General features: G+C 61.6%; 12 protein-coding genes. 6 read left to right on the top strand and 6 right to left on the bottom strand.

Annotated elements, in window-relative coordinates; genetic code table 11:
• The first annotated feature begins 336 nt into the window (after positions 1-336).
• Positions 337-2,691, top strand: coding sequence for a bifunctional diguanylate cyclase/phosphodiesterase (locus HF916_RS33065; protein WP_168793051.1), 2,355 nt, complete (start codon positions 337-339; stop codon positions 2,689-2,691).
• 168 nt (positions 2,692-2,859) lie between these two features.
• Positions 2,860-4,068 carry a chromate transporter gene (locus HF916_RS33060; protein WP_168793050.1) on the top strand — a complete coding sequence of 403 codons (1,209 nt, stop codon included), beginning with the start codon at positions 2,860-2,862 and terminating at the stop codon, positions 4,066-4,068.
• Positions 4,069-4,073: 5 nt separating this feature from the next.
• Here the strand turns inward: HF916_RS33060 and HF916_RS33055 are convergent, their stop codons facing one another.
• The 5 genes from HF916_RS33055 to HF916_RS33035 form a co-directional block, all read right to left on the bottom strand.
• Complete coding sequence (locus tag HF916_RS33055; protein ID WP_168793049.1) at positions 4,074-4,532, bottom strand: CopD family protein; 459 nt, start codon at positions 4,530-4,532, stop codon at positions 4,074-4,076.
• Positions 4,533-4,783: 251 nt separating this feature from the next.
• Positions 4,784-7,108 carry a DNA topoisomerase IV subunit A gene (parC, locus tag HF916_RS33050; RefSeq protein ID WP_168793048.1) on the bottom strand — a complete coding sequence of 775 codons (2,325 nt, stop codon included), beginning with the start codon at positions 7,106-7,108 and terminating at the stop codon, positions 4,784-4,786.
• Positions 7,109-7,176: 68 nt separating this feature from the next.
• Positions 7,177-9,162 carry a DNA topoisomerase IV subunit B gene (gene parE / locus HF916_RS33045; protein ID WP_168793047.1) on the bottom strand — a complete coding sequence of 662 codons (1,986 nt, stop codon included), beginning with the start codon at positions 9,160-9,162 and terminating at the stop codon, positions 7,177-7,179.
• Positions 9,163-9,512: 350 nt separating this feature from the next.
• Positions 9,513-11,450, bottom strand: a complete 1,938-nt coding sequence (locus HF916_RS33040; protein ID WP_168793046.1) for an ATP-binding cassette domain-containing protein — start codon at positions 11,448-11,450, stop codon at positions 9,513-9,515.
• 180 nt (positions 11,451-11,630) lie between these two features.
• A complete protein-coding gene (locus HF916_RS33035; RefSeq protein ID WP_134456770.1) occupies positions 11,631-12,032 on the bottom strand; it encodes a DUF4399 domain-containing protein in 402 nt (133 codons plus the stop codon).
• 325 nt (positions 12,033-12,357) lie between these two features.
• On the opposite strand from HF916_RS33035, the gene HF916_RS33030 reads away from it, so the two are divergent.
• Positions 12,358-12,549, top strand: coding sequence for a rubredoxin (locus HF916_RS33030; RefSeq protein ID WP_007175738.1), 192 nt, complete (start codon positions 12,358-12,360; stop codon positions 12,547-12,549).
• A gap of 445 nt (positions 12,550-12,994) precedes the next feature.
• A complete protein-coding gene (locus tag HF916_RS33025; protein WP_168793045.1) occupies positions 12,995-13,417 on the top strand; it encodes a hypothetical protein in 423 nt (140 codons plus the stop codon).
• A gap of 893 nt (positions 13,418-14,310) precedes the next feature.
• On the opposite strand, the gene HF916_RS33020 is transcribed toward HF916_RS33025, so the two are convergent.
• Positions 14,311-15,450 carry a sensor histidine kinase gene (locus HF916_RS33020; protein ID WP_168793044.1) on the bottom strand — a complete coding sequence of 380 codons (1,140 nt, stop codon included), beginning with the start codon at positions 15,448-15,450 and terminating at the stop codon, positions 14,311-14,313.
• A 130-nt stretch (positions 15,451-15,580) separates the two neighbouring features.
• On the opposite strand from HF916_RS33020, the gene HF916_RS33015 reads away from it, so the two are divergent.
• Both HF916_RS33015 and HF916_RS33010 read left to right on the top strand, forming a co-directional pair.
• Entirely contained in the window at positions 15,581-15,976 is a 396-nt protein-coding gene (locus tag HF916_RS33015) for a response regulator (RefSeq protein WP_168793043.1), read from the top strand.
• Between the two features lie 423 nt (positions 15,977-16,399).
• Positions 16,400-17,041 (top strand): RNA polymerase sigma factor, encoded by a 642-nt coding sequence (locus HF916_RS33010; RefSeq protein ID WP_168793042.1) that lies wholly within the window; start codon positions 16,400-16,402, stop codon positions 17,039-17,041.
• Positions 17,042-18,041 lie beyond the last annotated feature (1,000 nt).

Below are 18,041 nucleotides of genomic sequence, written 5' to 3'. Positions count from 1 at the left end.
GAATGCTGGCACGCCTGAGCGCCGATTCCCGATGAAATACTCGAATATGACCGCGAAGCGGCGGCCTCAAGGGCGGCCACACAGGATGCCAAATTCACCGCGCCGGGCGTCTTGCCGCGCCCTCGTATACCCGATGCCCGGCCTCTTCCTTAATCCAGTGGCATTAAGTAATATCAAGACGTACCCGATGACCTGCGGATGGTCAGGCACGGCGCCACGCTTATTTCTTCTGCGCAGCAGTTCCGGCACCTTGGTCACCATGCAGCCACCCATGAAATCAGCGCAGTCGACGCTCGCTCGTTTGCAACCGGCCGGCACCCAGGCACGGGCCGCCCGATGAGTCAATCCCGCTTCTCCGACCAGCGCGAAGCCAAAACCCGCCGCGATCCCGCAGTGTCGCGCCGACGCGCGTTGCTCGCGATTCCCGCGCTAGGCGTATTGGTCCTGATCCTGCTTTGGACAGTGATCTTCGCGCGTCTGTCGGTCGAGAAAGAAGCCACGTATCGTGAGGCCATGGCCTCTGCTGCAATTCTCTCGGCGGCGCTGGAGCAGCACACGGTCAAAGCGATTCACCAGGTCGATCAGATCACCCGCTTCGTCAAATTCGAGTTCGAGAAAACGCCGAATCATTTTGATCTCGCGAGCACGGTGGAAAAAGGCGTCGTGCAAAGCGAGACGCTGGTGCAGGTGTCCTTGATCGACGAACACGGCACGTTGATCGCCAACACCGCCGAACTCAATCCCAAGCGCATCGATCTGTCCGACCGCGAACACTTCAAGGTCCACGAACACGAGAACGACGACCAGTTGTATATCAGCAAGCCCGTGCTCGGCCGCGTGTCCGGCCACTGGACCTTGCAGATGACGCGGCGTCTGAATCATCCGGACGGCTCGTTCGCGGGCGTCGTGGTGGTCTCGGAAGATCCCAGCTATTTCACCACCGACTTCTACAACAACGCGGCGATCGGCCGCGAAGGCGTGATCGCGGTGATCTCGGACAACGGCACCGTGCTCGCGCGGCGCACCGGCAGCACCGAAACCGCCAACGGCGTATTCTCGGCGAGCGGTTCGTATCCGACCTCGGAGCATGTGTCGGGCACTTACGTCGATTCGATCGACAACGTCACGCGCATCGTGTCGTACCGGCATATCGACGGTTATCCACTCGGCGTGCTGGTGGGTCTCTCGCAAGCCGAAGAATTCGCCGACTACAACCACACGCGCAACGTCTATCTGATGATGGCGGGTTTCATCTCGCTCGCCATGCTGAGTTTCTTCGCCGTGGCCACCGGCCTGATCGGCAAACTGCTCGGCCGCGAGCGCGAGATGACGCATCTGGTCGAATACGACCTGCTCACTGGTTTGCGCAATCGCTACGCGACGCTGCAGACCCTGCGGCACGACGTGGCGCAGCAGGCCAACCTCGGCCGCCTCGCAATTCTCTTTATCGACCTCGACAACTTCAAGACCGTCAACGACACGCTCGGCCACAACGCCGGCGACATCGTGCTGCAAATGACGGCCTCGCGGCTCGCCACCGCGGTCGGCGAAGGCGGCGCGTTGAGCCGCATCGGCGGCGATGAGTTCGTCGTTGTGATCAAGGGCGACGACGTCGAGAAGCGCGCCGTCGCGCTCGCCGAAGCCGCGGCCGAAGCGTTCGCCAAGCCGTTCGAAGTGCGCGGCAGTTCGTTCGTGCTGCATGCGAGCATCGGCATCGCGCTCTACTCGGTCGCCAACGAAAGCGAGATCGACCTGCTGAAAAAAGCCGACCTCGCCATGTACAGCGCGAAGGACGCGGGCAAGAACTGCTATCAGTTCTATTCGCCGCAACTGTCGCATCGCGCGGATCATTTGATGAAGTGGGAACAGCAGTTGCGCGTGGCGCTCGCCGAAGGGCAACTGTTCCTCGCCTATCAGCCGAAGATCGATCTGACGCGCCGCTGCATTACCGGCTTCGAGGCGCTGGTGCGCTGGAATCATCCGCAGCACGGTTTGATTCCGGCCAACGAGTTCATTCCGGTTGCCGAGTCGACCGGCCTGATCGTGCCGATCGGCGACTTCGTGATCGAGACCGCGTGCCGGCAACTCGCGCTGTGGCAGCAACAGGGCTACGACACGCTGTCGCTCGCGGTGAACATCTCGGCGGTGCAATTCTGGCGCGGCGACCTGTACGAAACGATCTCGCACGCCATCGAGGAAAGCGGCATCTCCGCGCGCCGCCTCGAGCTCGAAATCACCGAAACGGCGATGATGGAATATCCCGAACTCGTTTCGGAGAAGATCTTCGCGTTGAAGCGTCTCGGCGTGCGCATCGCGCTCGACGATTTCGGCACCGGCTATTCGTCGCTGTCTTATCTGAACCGCTTCTCGGTGGACACGCTGAAGGTGGACCGTTCGTTCATCCAGGCAATTCCGGGCGACCGCAGCGTCTGCGTGATGGTCACCGCGATCGTCAATCTGGCGCGTTCGCTCGGGCTCACGGTGGTCGTCGAAGGCACGGAGACCGAAGAGCAGATCGCGTGGCTCGCCGCGCTCGGCCATATCGAGGCGCAAGGCTTCCTGTTCTCGCGTCCGGTGCCGGTGGACGCGATTCCGGCGCTGCTGGAACGCTTCGGCGTCTGCGGCATGACGGGCCGCCGCACCGCGCACGAAGCCGACAGCACCAGCAGCGTATCCAGCACCAACACCTGAGCACGGCGCCCGTTGCGGGTCGTCACAGGTCATCTACCCGCAGCGCCGCAAAACCGGCTACATTCTCGCTGTACCGCATGACAGCGCGATGCCGCCCGCCGGCCGCGTCAGACCACTAAACGATGATCTCAAAGGACGAGCGCCCGCGTACCGGGCGCTCTTGGCGCCATGCAGATGATCACGAGCCAGGATGCTGCCAGACGAGGCGAACGGGAACCGCTATGGACGCTGTTCCGGGTCGTGTTCGGCCTGTCCGCGTTGTCATGGGGCGGCCTCGCGCTCATGGCGCAACTTGAAAACCATTATGTCGAGCGTGAAGGACGCCTCTCGCGCGTCGCTTTCTCCGATCTGATCGCGCTCGCCTGGATGGTGCCCGGACCGGTGGGCTGCAACGTCGCCGTGCAACTCGGGCATGCGCTGCGCGGACGCGCCGGCGCCTGGGTCGCGGGCATTGCCAGCGTCCTGCCCTTCTTCATGCTGATGACGCTGTTCGCGATCTTCTACCGCACGCCGTTCGTGCGCGCCGCCGCCTCGCAGACCTTGCTCAATCACTTCAGTGTCGTGCTGGCCACACTGATCGCGATCACCTGGTACAAACAGACGCGTGCGCTAGTGCGCGGCAAACTCGAATGGATCGCGGCGGTGCTGGGTTGCATCGCGCTGTTCTATGCGCGCAGTCCGGCCGCTTATGTCGTCATGCTCGGGGCGGCCTTCGGCACTGGCTGGTTCGTGAGCCCGGTACGCAATTCGCGCGTCGTCGTGTCATTCGCGCGCGGCGACTGGCAGACGCTGACCGCCCTGAGCGTGTTTCTTGCGTTGTTCGCGATGCCGTTGCCGCATCGCTATGAGCTCGCGCTGTTGTGGCCGCGGCTTGCGGGTGCCGGCATGACGTTGTTCGGCGGCGGCTTCTCGGCGTTGCCGGTGCTCAAGACGCTGTTCGTCACGCCGGCGATCGGCGTCTCCGATAACGACTTCACGCTGGCGTTTTCGCTGTCGCCGCTGTCGCCCGGACCGCTATTGAACGTGGTGCCGTTCTTCGGCTATCTGGTGGATGGCTGGGTGGGCGCGCTGATTGCCACGCTCGCGCTGTTCGTGCCGTCGGGGTGCCTCGTCGTGCTGGCGCAGCGGCATCTGCATCAGTTGAAGGCCAATCCGCGCTTCGAGCACGGTATGCGGATCCTGCGCGCCGTCACCACCGCGTTTCTCGCGGTGGCCGTGTTACGCATTGCCGCGCATGTGCCGTTCAAACCAATTTATCTGCTAACCGCGCTGTTCTCCGCCATGTGCTTCGCCAAGCTGAAGGTGCCGGTGTACGTGGTGTACGGGACGGTAGCAGTGGTGTGCGGGCTGTGGCTCGCGTATGGCGCGCTGATCTAGACGCCTCAAAAACCGCGCGACAGCACCGCGACGCCGATCGTCACCACGCCGAGCACGATATTGATCAGTACCAGACGACGGATCGTGCCGACGGCGCGCGCGCCATCCGGCCATTTTTGCGCCTGCACCGCGCGGCGGATGCGCGGGAACACGGCAAAGCGGATATGCCCGAAGATCAGCATCATCACGATGCCGAGGCCGGCCATGGCATGCAGCGGCCAGGCGGCATGCCCGCCGCCGAATTGCATTAGCAGGAATCCGCCGGTGAGGAGAATCACCAGCACCGAGGCGGCGACCCAATTGAAGAAGCGGCCGAACACCGATTCCCACAACGGCAAGCGTAATTGAGGCGAGAGGTCGGCGATTGCCGGACGCAGACAGAAATGCGCGAACACCATCCCACCTACCCACACTGCAACCGCGAGCAGATGGAGAAAGAGCGCGAGTTCGATAGCCTTGTTCATGTTGTTTTCCTCTCCCGACGACGCCACGCCGCTTATGACGAGTGCTATTAGCAAGCGGCTATTGAGCGCATTCGACCACGCACTATGCACGCAGTTCCATGACACTCGTGGCTTTCGCGCCGTTTTTGTAGTTGTTATCGCAGCATGTCCATCGTAATGGCGATGCTGCTCCCCGATTTGGTACTCCGACTACGCACGACAAGCGCCTCGCATGCTAGCAGACGCTTGCCGTGTCCCCACGTCAAGCTTTGTTAAACGGCCAGCACCGGACGCATACTTTCGAGCTTCATCTTGCTCTCAGGCGCGCGGCCCTTGCGCGCCCGCTTGCCGATATGCGGCGCGAGCGCTGCACCGCTCACCTTTTCTTCATCGACACGGCCGCCACGGCGCGTGCCGATCAACACGACACCCGCGTTGTTGATAGAGAGCGCCTGCGCGAGCGTTTCCGTGTCGTCGAGCCCCATCAGCGTGACGCCGCGGCCGCCGCCCGAGAGCGTCTTCATCTCGTCGAGGCCGAACACCAGCAGACGGCCGCCCGAGGAAAGACACGCAATGTGCGTCGCGTCCGGCAGCATCGGCATCGGCGCGAGCGGCGCGGCGCCGGCGTCGATCGTCATGAACGACTTGCCTGCCTTCACGCGGCTCACCATATCGCCGACCTTGGCGACGAAGCCGAAGCCGTTGCTCGAAGCAAGCAGCAACGCCTGATCCGCGGACGCCGCGTAGTAATGCATCAGATGACTGCCCGACTCCAGTTCGATCAGCGACGTGACCGGCACGCCGTCACCGCGGCCGCCCGGCAGCGTCGCCACCGCGACCGAGTAGACGCGGCCGTTGCTGCCCCACGCGACCAGCGTGTCAGGCGTGCGGCACTGGAACGCCGCATACAGTCCGTCGCCGGCCTTGAACGTGAAGCCCGCCACGTCGAGCCCGTGGCCCTTCAGCGCGCGCACCCAACCCTTCTGCGACACCACGACCGTCACCGGTTCGTCGACCACACGCGTTTCGAACGTCGCGCGCTTTTCCTGCTGGATCAGCGTGCGGCGCTCGTCGCCGTACTGCTTGGCGTCGCCTTCGATTTCCTTGATGAGCAGACGCTTCATTGCCGATTCGCTGCCGAGCAGTTCTTCCAGCTTGGCCTTCTCGTCTTTAAGTTCGGCCAGTTCCTTCTCGATCTTGATCTTCTCGAGCCGCGCCAACTGACGCAGCCGGATTTCAAGAATGTCCTCGGTCTGCCGATCGGACAAACCGAACGCGGCCATCAACGCGACCTTCGGTTCGTCCGATTCGCGAATGATGCGGATGACTTCGTCGATATTCAAAAAGACGATCATCCGGCCTTCGAGGATGTGAATCCGATCGTCCACCTTCGACAAACGATGCCGCGTGCGGCGCGTTACCGTGGCGAAGCGGAACGCGATCCACTCGTGCAGGATTTCGCCCAAGCCCTTCTGACGCGGCCGGCCGTCACCACCGACCATGACCATATTGAGCGACGCATTCGATTCGAGGCTCGTATGCGCAAGCAGCGTGTTGACGAAATCGGTCTGGTCGATGCGGCTCGACTTCGGCTCGAACACGAGTCGCACGGGCGCGTCGCGGCCAGACTCGTCGCGCACGGCATCCAGCAACGCCAGCATGGTCTGCTTGGTTTGCAATTGCTCGGGAGTGAGCGCCTTCTTGCCGAGCTTGATCTTCGGGTTGGTCTGCTCTTCGATTTCTTCGAGCACCTTCTGCGCCGCGGTGTTCGGCGGCAATTCGGTGATCACCAGTTGCCACTGACCACGCGCGAGTTCCTCGATCTTCCAGCGGGCCCGCACCTTCAGGCTGCCGCGGCCGCTTTCGTACGCGGCGGAAATCTCGGCATCGCTCGAAATGATCTGAGCGCCGCCCGGGAAATCCGGCCCGGCGATGTGCTGCATCAATTCCGCGTGTTCGATCTTCGGATTGCGGATCATCGCGACTGTCGCCGCCACCACTTCGCGCAGATTGTGCGATGGGATTTCCGTGGCCAATCCGACCGCAATACCCGATGCGCCGTTCAGCAACACGAACGGCAAGCGCGCGGGCAGCAGCCTCGGCTCGTCGAATTCGCCGTCGTAGTTTTTCATGAAATCGACCGTGCCCTGGCCGATTTCATCGAGCAGCAATTTGGCGATCGGCGTAAGGCGCGCTTCCGTGTACCGCATTGCCGCCGCGCCGTCGCCGTCGCGCGAACCAAAATTGCCCTGGCCGTCGATCAGCGGATAGCGCATCGAAAAGTCTTGCGCGAGACGCACCAGCGCGTCGTACGCGGACTGGTCGCCGTGCGGGTGATACTTACCGAGCACGTCGCCGACCACGCGCGCCGACTTGACCGGTTTCGCGTTGTCGGACAGACCCATGTCGTTCATCGCGAACAGGATGCGGCGCTGCACCGGCTTCTGGCCGTCGCACACATCCGGCAGCGCGCGGCCCTTGACCACGCTCACCGCATAGTCGAGGTACGCGCGTTCCGCGTAATTGCCGAGCGTGAGAAAGTCGCCCTCCGGGGGCGGCGGCTCGGTGAAAAGGTCGAGAGTGTTATCGTCGTCCATCTAGATTCCGTATCCGTGTTTGGCGTGAAGTTTTCAGGCGAAGTCAGAGCGCGGTCAGAACCGCTCGCTCAGATATCCGCTTCCACTTCGTTGCCCTTTTCTTCCAGCCAGCTGCGGCGCGACGCCGCTTCGCCCTTGCCCATCAGCATCGTCATGCGCGCGACCGTGGCGTCGTAGTCGAGTTCGCCGAGCGCCACCGGGGAGAGGCGCCGCGTGTCGGGGTTCATCGTGGTGTCCCACAACTGTTCCGCGCTCATTTCGCCGAGGCCCTTGAAGCGGCTGATGGACCATTGCGTGTCGCGCACGCCGTCCTTGCGCAGCTTGTCGAGAATCGCTTCGAGTTCGCCTTCGTCGAGCGCGTACAGCTTCTGCGCCGGCTTCTTGCCGCGCGCGGGCGCGTCGACCCGGAACAGCGGCGGACGCGCCACGCACACGTGCCCACGTTCGATCAGTTGCGGGAAATGCTTGAAGAACAGCGTGAGCAATAGCACCTGAATGTGCGAGCCGTCGACGTCCGCGTCCGACAGAATGCAGATCTTGCCGTAGCGCAAATTCGACAGATCGACCTTGTCGTCCGGACTGTGCGGATCGACGCCGATCGCCACCGAAATGTCGTGCACCTCGTTGTTGGCGAACAGGCGGTCACGTTCGGTTTCCCACGTGTTCAGCACCTTGCCGCGCAGCGGCAGGATGGCCTGGTATTCCTTGTCGCGGCCCATTTTCGCGGAGCCGCCCGCCGAGTCACCCTCGACAAGAAACAGTTCGTTGCGGCCGATTTCCGTCGATTCGCAATCGGTCAGCTTGCCCGGCAACACCGCGACGCCCGAACTCTTGCGCTTCTCGACCTTCTGCCCGGCACGCGTGCGCGCCTGCGCCTGCTTGATGACGAGGTCGGCGAGTTTCTTGCCGAGCTCGACGTGCTGATTCAGCCACAATTCCAGCGCCGGCCGCGCGAACGACGACACCAGCTTGACCGCGTCGCGGCTATTCAAACGTTCCTTGATCTGCCCTTGGAATTGCGGATCGAGCACCTTCGCCGACAGCACGAATGACACGCGCGCGAACACGTCTTCCGCCAAAAGTTTGACGCCCTTCGGCTGCAGGTTGTGCAACTCGACAAAGCTTTTCACCGCCTGATACAGACCGTCGCGCAAACCGGATTCGTGCGTGCCGCCCGCGGGCGTCGGAATCAGGTTGACGTACGACTCGCGCATGAGCGTACCTTCCTCGCTCCACGCGACGACCCACGCGGCGCCCTCCCCTTCGGCGAAGGTCTCTTCGCTCGCGCGCGAGTTTTCGGCATAGCGCTCGCCCTCGAACAGCGGAATCAGCAGATCGCTGCCGTTCATGCCTTCGAGCAGATAGCCGCGCAGACCGTCTTCATATTTCCAGGTTTGCTGTTCGCCGGTTTTCTCGTTGATCAGCGTGACTTCGACGCCCGGCAGCAGCACCGCTTTCGAGCGCAGCAGACGTTGCAGTTCGCCGAGCGGCAGGTTCGGCGAATCGAAGTATTTCGGATTGGCCCACGCGGTGACGCGCGTGCCCGATTTCTTGTCGCCTTTCGCGGCGGCGCGAATTTCGAGATCCTTGGCGACATCGCCATTGGCGAAACTCAGTTCGGCGATCTTGCCGTCGCGCCACACGGTGACGTCGAGGCGCGTGGACAGCGCGTTGGTAACGGACACGCCGACGCCATGCAGGCCGCCCGAGAACGTGTACGCGCCGCCGGCGGCTTTGTCGAACTTGCCGCCCGCGTGCAGGCGCGTGAAAACGATCTCGACGACCGGCACGCCTTCTTCCGGATGCAGACCGAACGGGATGCCGCGGCCGTCGTCTTCGACGGAGACCGAATGGTCCGCGTGCAGCGTCACGGTGATTTGCCGGCCGTGGCCGCCGAGGGCCTCGTCCGACGCGTTGTCGATGACTTCCTGAATGATGTGCAGCGGATTCTCGGTGCGGGTGTACATCCCGGGGCGTTGCTTGACCGGCTCCAGGCCCTTCAACACCTTGATCGACGCTTCGCTATACGCGGCGTTTGGCTTTTTCGTAGACATGGTTGACTCGGATGCGTCGGTTCATCGTTGTCCACAGGTCCTGTGGACAGGTCCGTGGACAATGCGTTGAGTTTTCAAAAAAAGCGAAACGAAACAACGGGGTTAGGTGGGTGCCCGCGGCGCGGGCAAGCTGTTTTGTCGCGTGGCTTCCCGTTGGCGCGCTCGACGGCGGCTCGAAACCCGCCCATCAGCCGGGCCGGGCAACGTCGACGCTGGTGCGAACGCCGGGGAAGCCTGTTCGCGGGGTATTTTACTGATTTCGATACGGGCGGCAATTCACGACGCGCGGGATTGGCCGTCCGGATAAGGGACGGTGGTGACGCGGCCCGTTCCCGCGCCGCGCGCCCATCTCACTTGCGCCGCTTTTCCAGCTCGTCCCAGCGTTCCAGCGCGACCAGCAGTTCTTCGTCGATCGCGGCATAGCGCTCCGTCAAACGCGTGCCTTCCTGCGCGTCTTTGGCGAACAGGGAACCGTCTTCGAGTTGTGCGCCAATCGTTTTCTGCTCGGCTTCGAGCGCGGCGATCTTTTCCGGCAGCGCCTCCAGTTCGCGCTGCTCCTTGAACGACAGCTTCGCGGCGCGCTGCGTATTGCGGCCCGCGGAACTGTCTTTGGCCGCTGCTGCATCTTTGCCTGGGTCCTTGCCGGCTTCTTTCTGCGCCTCCAGCGCCATTTGCTGCGAACGGTCGCGCTGGATCTGCCAATCGGTGAAGCCGCCGACATACTCGCGCCACTTGCCACCGCCTTCCGCCGCGATCACCGAGGTCGCCACGTTGTCGAGGAACGCGCGATCGTGGCTGACCAGCAGCACCGTGCCGTCGTATTCCGTGAGCAGTTCTTCGAGCAGTTCGAGCGTGGGAATGTCGAGGTCGTTGGTCGGCTCGTCGAGCACCAGCACGTTGGCCGGACGCGCGAACAGACGCGCGAGCAACAGACGGTTGCGCTCACCACCCGACAGCGACTTGACCGGCGAACGCGCGCGTTCCGGCGCGAACAGGAAGTCGCCGAGGTAGCTCATGACGTGCTTCTTCTGGCCGTTCACTTCGACCCACTCGCTGCCAGGGCTGATCGTGTCGGCGAGGCTCTTTTCCAGATCGAGCTGCGCGCGCATCTGATCGAAATACGCGACCTGCAGATTCGTACCGATGCGCACCGTGCCTTCGTCCGGCGCCAATTCGCCGAGGATCATCTTGAGCAGCGTGGTCTTGCCCGCGCCGTTCGGACCGACAAAGCCGATCTTGTCGCCGCGCATGACCGTGGCCGTGAAAGTATCGACCACCGTGCGCGCTCCATAGCGCTTGGTCACATCGGTCAATTCGGCGACGATCTTGCCGGACTTTTCGCCCTGGCCGACGTCGAGCTTGACGTTGCCCAGCACGTTGCGGCGGTCCGCGCGCTCGTTGCGCATCTCCACGAGCCGTGCGATCCGGCCGACGCTGCGCGTACGGCGCGCCTCGACGCCCTTGCGAATCCACACTTCTTCCTGCGCGAGCAGCTTGTCGAACTTGGCGGCTTCCACTTGCTCGATTTCGAGCTGCTGCGCCTTCCTGGTCTGGTAAGCGCTGAAATTGCCCGGATACGACAGCAGACGCCCGCGATCCAGTTCGACGATGCGCGTGGCGACGCGATCGAGAAACGCGCGATCGTGGGTAATGAAGAGCAGGCCCGCGCGCAGCGAGACCAGCAGGTCTTCGAGCCAGCGGATGCCGTCGAAGTCGAGGTGGTTGGTCGGCTCGTCGAGCAACAGCACGTCGGGCTGCACGACCAGCGCGCGCGCCAGCGCGACGCGCTTTTGCATGCCGCCCGACAGCGAGCCCACCCGCGCCTCGCCATTCAGACCGATCTGTTGCAGCGTGGTAGCCACGCGCGTGCTCCAGTTCCAGGCGTCCGAATGGTCCAGCGACGATTGCAGCGTGTTCATGCGCGACATCAGCGCGTCGTGCTCGGCGCCTTCCGGCTCGTCGGCGAGCTGGTTGGCGACCGCGTCGTATTCGTCCAGCAGCGCGCGGGCGTGCGTGAGACCGGCGGCGACCGCGTCGAACACCGTGTCGTCCGTATCGAACTCCGGCTCCTGCGGCACGTAGACCGTGCTCAGACTCTGCTGGCGCGTGACGAGGCCGTCGTCAGGCTTGGTCAGATCGGCGACGATCTTCAGCAGCGACGACTTGCCCGCGCCGTTGCGGCCGATCAGGCCGACGCGTTCGCCCGCTTCGAGAGAGAAATCCGCGTGATCGAGCAACGCGACGTGACCGAACGCCAGTTGGGCCCCGGTAATGGTGTAAAGCGACATGGAGAATTGGAGAAGACAGCGATGAGTCGGAACTACCCATTGTACCGGGCGCACGGGCGGGTGCCTGTATGCCGGAAGAGATAGGCCAAATGGCCGGCTTGCCGGACGCGGACAAGCCCGGTGCGCATGATGAAGACGCCGGACGGCGTTTGCACGCGCCCGGCTGTCTCGTGCGGCGGGTTACTTCACATGCACCGTGATGGTCTTGCTCATTTCTGGACCATACGAACGATGCGCGCCGTCGCCGAATTGCAGCGTCAGCGTGTGATCGCCCGGCGGCAGCGTCAGATCGGTTTCGGTCTGGCCCTTGCCGAAGTGCAGCGACTTGTCGTTCGCGGGAATGACCTCGCCCTTGGGCAGCGGCTTACCGTCCACCAGCAGATGATGATGGCCCGTGCCTTCCGTCATCGTGCCGGCCGGCGCGATCTTCATGCCGTCGACGCCGAACACCACGTGCACGGGATTGCTGACGGTGGCGCCGTCCGCCGGCTGCACGAACGACACGCTTGCGGCCTGCGCCGCGCCGGATACGGCGAGCAATCCGGCCAATGCCGCACCGACCAACCATTTGTTTTTGAACATCGTTTTTCTCCTTTTTGGGAAACGAGAGTCATGCGCGGGCCATGCCGGCAACGACGGCGCCTCAGTGGCCTGAGGCCGATCGTCGCAGTTCATGCCCGGCGCCCCGGCGCGCCGGTCCAAAAGATCAGCTGCGGATCAGAGCATACACGCTGTGTGTGACGCGGTCCGTCAAGTGGGTTCGGAGTTGGCGCGGGCGCTTTGTGGCGTTGCCACATCGGCAGTTTTCTGTCGGATTGACAAATTCCGGTAATATTGCGGGTCGCCGCCGTGCCCAAAAAAGGGGCAGACTGAGCGGATTTTGCATTGAACTAGAGAAGAGTGCGTCGTGAGCGAAGTAATTGAAGTGACTGAATATAAGAGCTGGGTCTGCCTGATTTGCGGCTGGATCTACAACGAGGAAGAAGGCCTGCCCGAGGAAGGCATCGCGCCGGGCACGCGCTTCGCCGCGATTCCCGAAGACTGGCGCTGCCCGCTGTGCGACGTGGGCAAGGCTGAGTTTGCGGTGGTGGAGTTCTGAGGCGGATTTACCGGATTGTCGGCGCGCTGCGTTAGTTCGTTGCGCGCGCTGGCGGTTCGTGCGGCCCAGCAGGCGTTGACTGCTGGGCCGTTTGCTTTGTGGGACCGCTTTATTGCGGCATCGCGGCGGTCTGTCTCTGTTGTAGCCGAAATTTCCCTCCCTGGAACACCAGTCAATCGACTTCTCCAAACGCGCCATGACTGTTCTGCCAGTCAAGGATGCCGGAGCGACAACCCGCCCAGCGGCCAACACTTGTCCGGTCGCGCCAGGTCTCACCCCGAAGCCTGTGCTGATTCCGCCATCGCCCGACTCTGCGCGGCGCAGCGCACATTGCGCTGTGTGTCGTCCCCGTAGAACACAAGACTAGGTGACGACGCAGTACGGGTTCCGGCCCGGCGCGCGTCCCCATAAAAAACCAAGTCGAAAAACAAACGGGGAGTAACACATGATAACGATATGGAGACACGGCATCGCGCTCGCGATGCTGCTTGCGGCAAGTACTGCGGCGTACGCCGAGGTGGACTGCGATGGCGGACACGGCGGATACCGCTTACAAACATCGGACGGCTGGTTTCAAAGCGACAAGCTAAAACATTTCGCGGTCTCCGCACCCTTCGGCGCGCTCGGTGCTTACCTGACACGCGACACCGAGCATCCCGTCATTTACGGCACACTTATCGGCACGATACCTGGCTTGATCAAGGAAGGCATCGACGGCACCTGCCGTACCAGCGGCTTTTCCTACAAGGATCTGGTCGCGGATATAGCGGGCGCGTTGTCGGGGGCTTTGCTGACCAACTGGGCCATCACCCTCAGTCGCGATACGCGCGGCCATACCGTCGCGGTCTCCTATAGAAACCGCTTCTGAGTGGCGATGTGGGAGTGGATTGCTCGGGAGGTCGGAGAGTTCGAGTTCGCGATCGGGAAGCGTCTTTAGGGCGCAGATTAGACGATCCGTGATGTGCTGCTGACTTTCTTTGGTCCTGCGCAGATTTGACGATGCGCTGCGTCGTCAGATTTGCTGCTGCGTTAGTTTCGGACGCATCGTGTGGGCGCTGCGGGATGTCGTCCGCGTTGATTTGCTGGCGATGTGTAGGCTGATTCGGCGGGCTTCGCGGTACTTTCATCACGAGCAGGCCGACGTCGATGGCGGTGCCGTCAACGGCCGTCTGGCCGCTGTCGATCTCGACCTCGTTCGCCGGCGTCCGGGCTTTTGCGGCGTCTCTGGTTTTAATCGCTTTTTGTTATACTCTGCCCTCGCTCGCGTACTTGGGCACGCCAGCGACTGCCGACTGGCAGACTGAAGCCATGTTTTACCTCGTTCCGAAACTATTGCAGTGCCAGGCCGCGGTTCGTCGCTACAGGGTCACTTAGCAGCGAAAGTGCAGCAAAGACTGCGATAAACTGGGTTCACAGGCTGTCACGGTGCTTCATTTAGGAAGAAGCAGAAAAGCCGGAAACGCCCACGGGATAAGGCTAGAGCCAATACCAGCAAGGGCTCGGTCGTCCCATTGCAAATATCCATCTCCCTGTAGTTCAGGGGGTGGAATGACAGGCGCAAGGCCTGTCAGATATGGATGGCTACCCCTGCTGTAGCAGATCTGTAGCAAACAAAATTCCCCTTTTAGCGATCGGCGGAGTATTCCGCACCCCCGGCTCGCCCGCTCATCCAGCAACTATCGGCCATATTGAGACATCCGCATGCGCATGTCGTATGACCGCTGCACCCGCGACTGCGGTCGCTCGCGTGGCAGTGACCTGTCACCCGTGATTTCCGGCGGTCTGCTTGCGACGAGGCAAACGCACGGCAAAAACCGTTTCCGTCTCGTCAGAGCGCGCCTCGATCTCGCCTCCATGGGCCTTGGCAATTCCGCGTGCGATATACAATCCGAGCCCCAGACTGCTGTCACCTTTTCCGGCTGACGGGTGCGGGCCACGCTGGAGAGGATCGAAGATGCGCCTGAGATTTGAACTCGCAATGACGGGTCCGCTATTCTTTACCTCCAGACTGACTTGCGCGTCATCGCAGGTGACATGCACACGCACCAGTTCGTCCGGCGTTCCGTATTTGATCGCATTCAGAACAAGATTACCTAGCAACTGCTGAAGACGACGGCCATCCCAGACCCCTTGGCAGTCGCCGACAACCTCCAGATCGACCTTTCGGTCTGGATGCACGACTCGCAGCTGGTCCAGTTCATCCGCAAGCACCTTCTCCAGATCGATGTCACTCGGCGCGATATTGATGTCCAGACCGAGCCGGGTTCGATTGAAGTCAAGCATGTCGTCCAGTAACGCCTGCATGCGAGCGCCACTTCTGATCAACCGGGATGCAGCCCCGGACACCGTCTCTCCAGCGCTCAAGGCCACCAGATACGACGCGGTGATCTGGATCGTCTGCAACGGACTTCGCATGTCGTGCCCCAGCATGCCGAGCAACAGGTTCCGCGCCTGATCTACCTGAGCAGTGAAAATGCCTACCGATTCGGCGACGGCCTGATCGATGGCCTCGTTGAAGCGGAGAATGTCCTCCAGATGGCCGGTATCTAGCTGATACCTGTCCAACCATAGGCGGAGGACGCTTGCGCGCAGCGCCCGATACTCGGCAATCAGTTGATTGATGTCGAAGCCGCCCCGTGCCCGCAGAACAGCATGCGTTTGTGCCGCTGTTTCTGGTGCCCCAGCCGGCGTTGACGACTGCCCGGTGGATTTTTTTATCCCGGCCTCCCGGCTCTGATGGGTCGCCAGGTCTTTTGCCACGCTCTTCAGAATCTGCTGCGCGTGGTCCCGCAAAGCCGGTGATCCAAGATTTTCCGCCGCAGGCAGTAGCGTTTCGGCGAAGGACTCCCATTCCGCCAGAATCGTCTCCATGTCGTTGAGGATGAAGTCAGCCAGCCGCATATCTGTCCCTGAAAGGCCGTGCAAGGATGCACAAGGTATTTTTGCGGAATCCGAGGCTATGTGCAAACTGATACATTAACTCCCCAGGTTCGCTAATTGCGCATCCAATGTCCCACACAGGGAGAACTTGATGCCGACCGCTATCTTTCCGCGCCTGCTAATCGCGGACGACGACCCGAATCTGCTAGCTGCATACTTACTGTTCTTTGAAACCTGCGGCTACGAAATTCGAACGGCGGCCGACGGACCACACGCACTGCGGGAATACCGCGCGTGGCATCCGCACGCAGTCGTTCTTGACATCCAGATGCCCGGGATGGACGGGTGTGCGGTAGCCAAAGAGATTCGGCGCTTGCAACCCGGAGTTGCTACGCTGCTGATAGCGGTTACCGCGCTTTGGTTGCCGTCTGACCGGGCCGCGTCAGTCCGGGCGGGCTTCAATCATCATTTTGTAAAACCGGTAAAACTGCCAGCGCTTGGGGCTAGGTTGACCCGCCACTTTCGAACCGGTGAGGCTTTTCGTTGAGCAAATTGACGCCGCTGGCGCCGACTGTGAGCGGCGATGGATCGCCGTTGCCCACCAGTACGTCAATGAGTTGCACGTGATGCAGCCTGCGCAATGCCTGGAGCACGGTGTTACGTGACCAGATTCTTGCCAGCCCTGTCGTCGAAGCTTGGCGCAAGGTTGTATCGCTCTTCGCACGCAGCGTTCCGATTGGCTTCGAATTGTCTGCATGCGATTGCGTTGTGGGTGACCGACGCACATCCGCCGGTAGGCCGCATGTCGACATTTGTTACGAAGAAATGGGCATGCTGTATGCGCTGCGTCTTGCGAGTGCCCGCTCACGATACTCAGCAGGAAGGACCGGAAGCCACCTCTTAGATCGCGGCATCGCAGTGGGACAGTGCCCAGACGGCGGGATTGTGCCTGTTCTATGCGAGCGATCTGATGACCACGCAACTTTCCAATGATCCGATTGAAGACACGCTCGCGCATCTTCTCGGGCGAATTGCGGTCCGTGACGCCACGGCGTTGCGCCAGCTCTATGACCTCACCTCACTGCGGCTCTACGGCTTGGCTATACACACGGTGGGACGGCGGGAATGGGCCGAAGAGGTGTTGCAGGAAGCGTTTATCAATATCTGGAGATTCGCCACGGGTTACAGCCAGACCGTATCGCCCCCTATGGCGTGGATGGCAGTGATTGTTCGCAACCGTGCGCTCGATCATCTGCGGCAACGGAGAGCGTTCGGCGCGTGTGCTGAGATCGCCTGGAACGAAGCGCTGGACGATTGCCTGACGACCAGCGCGCCCGAACCGTCCGAACATGTGCTGTCAAATCAGATGGCCCAGCAACTGTCTGCCTGCCTGGGGCAACTCGAGACAAATCAGCGGCGTGCGATTACGCTTGCATATTTTTGCGACTTTACATATAGCGAAGTGGCTGTATCAATGGGCGCGCCGCTTGGTACGGTGAAAGGCTGGATCCGGCGCGGGACTGAAAAACTAAAAATTGAGATGGAAGCTTTGGCTCGACCCGCTTTGACGTCCGCACATCTTCGGGTCAGTCAATGGGAAGACACGTTATGAAACTGTTGTGAGTCTCACCAGCGAAATTGCTGGCTGAGCATAATCGACTTTGGCTCCGCACGAAGCGTCGCCTTGACGCCCCGGCCCATCAGATTCGGCATATTCCTCCACGGATCGGCGCGAAGTCGGCACGAAGACCGGCAGTAGCCCCGCTTCGGAGCGATCCACAGCGACCGCTTTAGAGCGCGATAGTGCCATTCCCAGAAACTAGCTGAAGGGCTGCAACGGGTCGATACTGTTGAAAAAGTCGCTGACCGTCTCTCTCGGGAGGTTTGCATCGGTCTTCTTACCCTTGATCGACGCTCGCGAGCGGTTTGTGGGCCGATCTGAGAGGTCGATTTCTTAGCTTGCCGTTTGCAAAAGCCATATAGCGACTTTTTCAACAGTATCGGTCGCCTACTGCCGGTCGCGACCGTATGAGATTCGTGGAGCCCATGCCGTTTGCATGAGACAGCAATCGGCCGATGTTGTTGAAAAAGTCGCTTCGTGATTTTTTCCGTTCGCGCGCGCAAAAATCGACCTCTCAGATCGCCCTGCAAGCCGCTCGCGAAGATCGGTTAAGGGTATGAAGACCCCTGAAAACTTCGCAAGAGAGACCAATGGCGACTTTTTCAACAACATCGGCCATCTACGGACGTTGGCCTACGCTTTCACAGGGACGTTCCAACGTCAGCCCCGCGCCCAGGTACCGGACATTCAGGTAGACACTCGATCCGCCATAGCTTTCCGCTGCGCGCCGGACCGCTACCGTACAGACACATCGGTATCGCACGTGTGAACCTAGTTTTGCACCCTGTGCGTACCAGTTATTCCTTGGTCGCTTTCGTGAAGCACGCATTCGCGGGCAGCCGGTCTGGCGCAACTCAGCAAATCGCCGCTGTGGCAGAACACTGGACGTCACGGCACCTGCCGCTGGTCGGTCATCAGCTACGCGCAGCGCGTTGCCACCGTCTATGGGGGGGAACTTAAGGACCGCGGCAACACGCATCATTTGAAAGGC

This window comes from Paraburkholderia aromaticivorans (assembly GCF_012689525.1).
Classification (GTDB): Bacteria; Pseudomonadota; Gammaproteobacteria; order Burkholderiales; family Burkholderiaceae; genus Paraburkholderia; species Paraburkholderia aromaticivorans_A.
This window is presented reverse-complemented; position numbering and strand designations above follow the sequence as displayed.

Coding starts and splice junctions, on each gene's coding strand:
- HF916_RS33015 (WP_168793043.1), top strand. CDS start 15,581: ATGCCGACCGCTATCTTTCCGCGCCTGCTAATCGCGGACGACGACCCG.
- HF916_RS33060 (WP_168793050.1), top strand. CDS start 2,860: ATGCAGATGATCACGAGCCAGGATGCTGCCAGACGAGGCGAACGGGAA.
- HF916_RS33035 (WP_134456770.1), bottom strand. CDS start 12,032: ATGTTCAAAAACAAATGGTTGGTCGGTGCGGCATTGGCCGGATTGCTC.
- HF916_RS33065 (WP_168793051.1), top strand. CDS start 337: ATGAGTCAATCCCGCTTCTCCGACCAGCGCGAAGCCAAAACCCGCCGC.
- parE (WP_168793047.1), bottom strand. CDS start 9,162: ATGTCTACGAAAAAGCCAAACGCCGCGTATAGCGAAGCGTCGATCAAG.
- HF916_RS33025 (WP_168793045.1), top strand. CDS start 12,995: ATGATAACGATATGGAGACACGGCATCGCGCTCGCGATGCTGCTTGCG.
- HF916_RS33055 (WP_168793049.1), bottom strand. CDS start 4,532: ATGAACAAGGCTATCGAACTCGCGCTCTTTCTCCATCTGCTCGCGGTT.
- parC (WP_168793048.1), bottom strand. CDS start 7,108: ATGGACGACGATAACACTCTCGACCTTTTCACCGAGCCGCCGCCCCCG.
- HF916_RS33010 (WP_168793042.1), top strand. CDS start 16,400: ATGACCACGCAACTTTCCAATGATCCGATTGAAGACACGCTCGCGCAT.
- HF916_RS33020 (WP_168793044.1), bottom strand. CDS start 15,450: ATGCGGCTGGCTGACTTCATCCTCAACGACATGGAGACGATTCTGGCG.
- HF916_RS33040 (WP_168793046.1), bottom strand. CDS start 11,450: ATGTCGCTTTACACCATTACCGGGGCCCAACTGGCGTTCGGTCACGTC.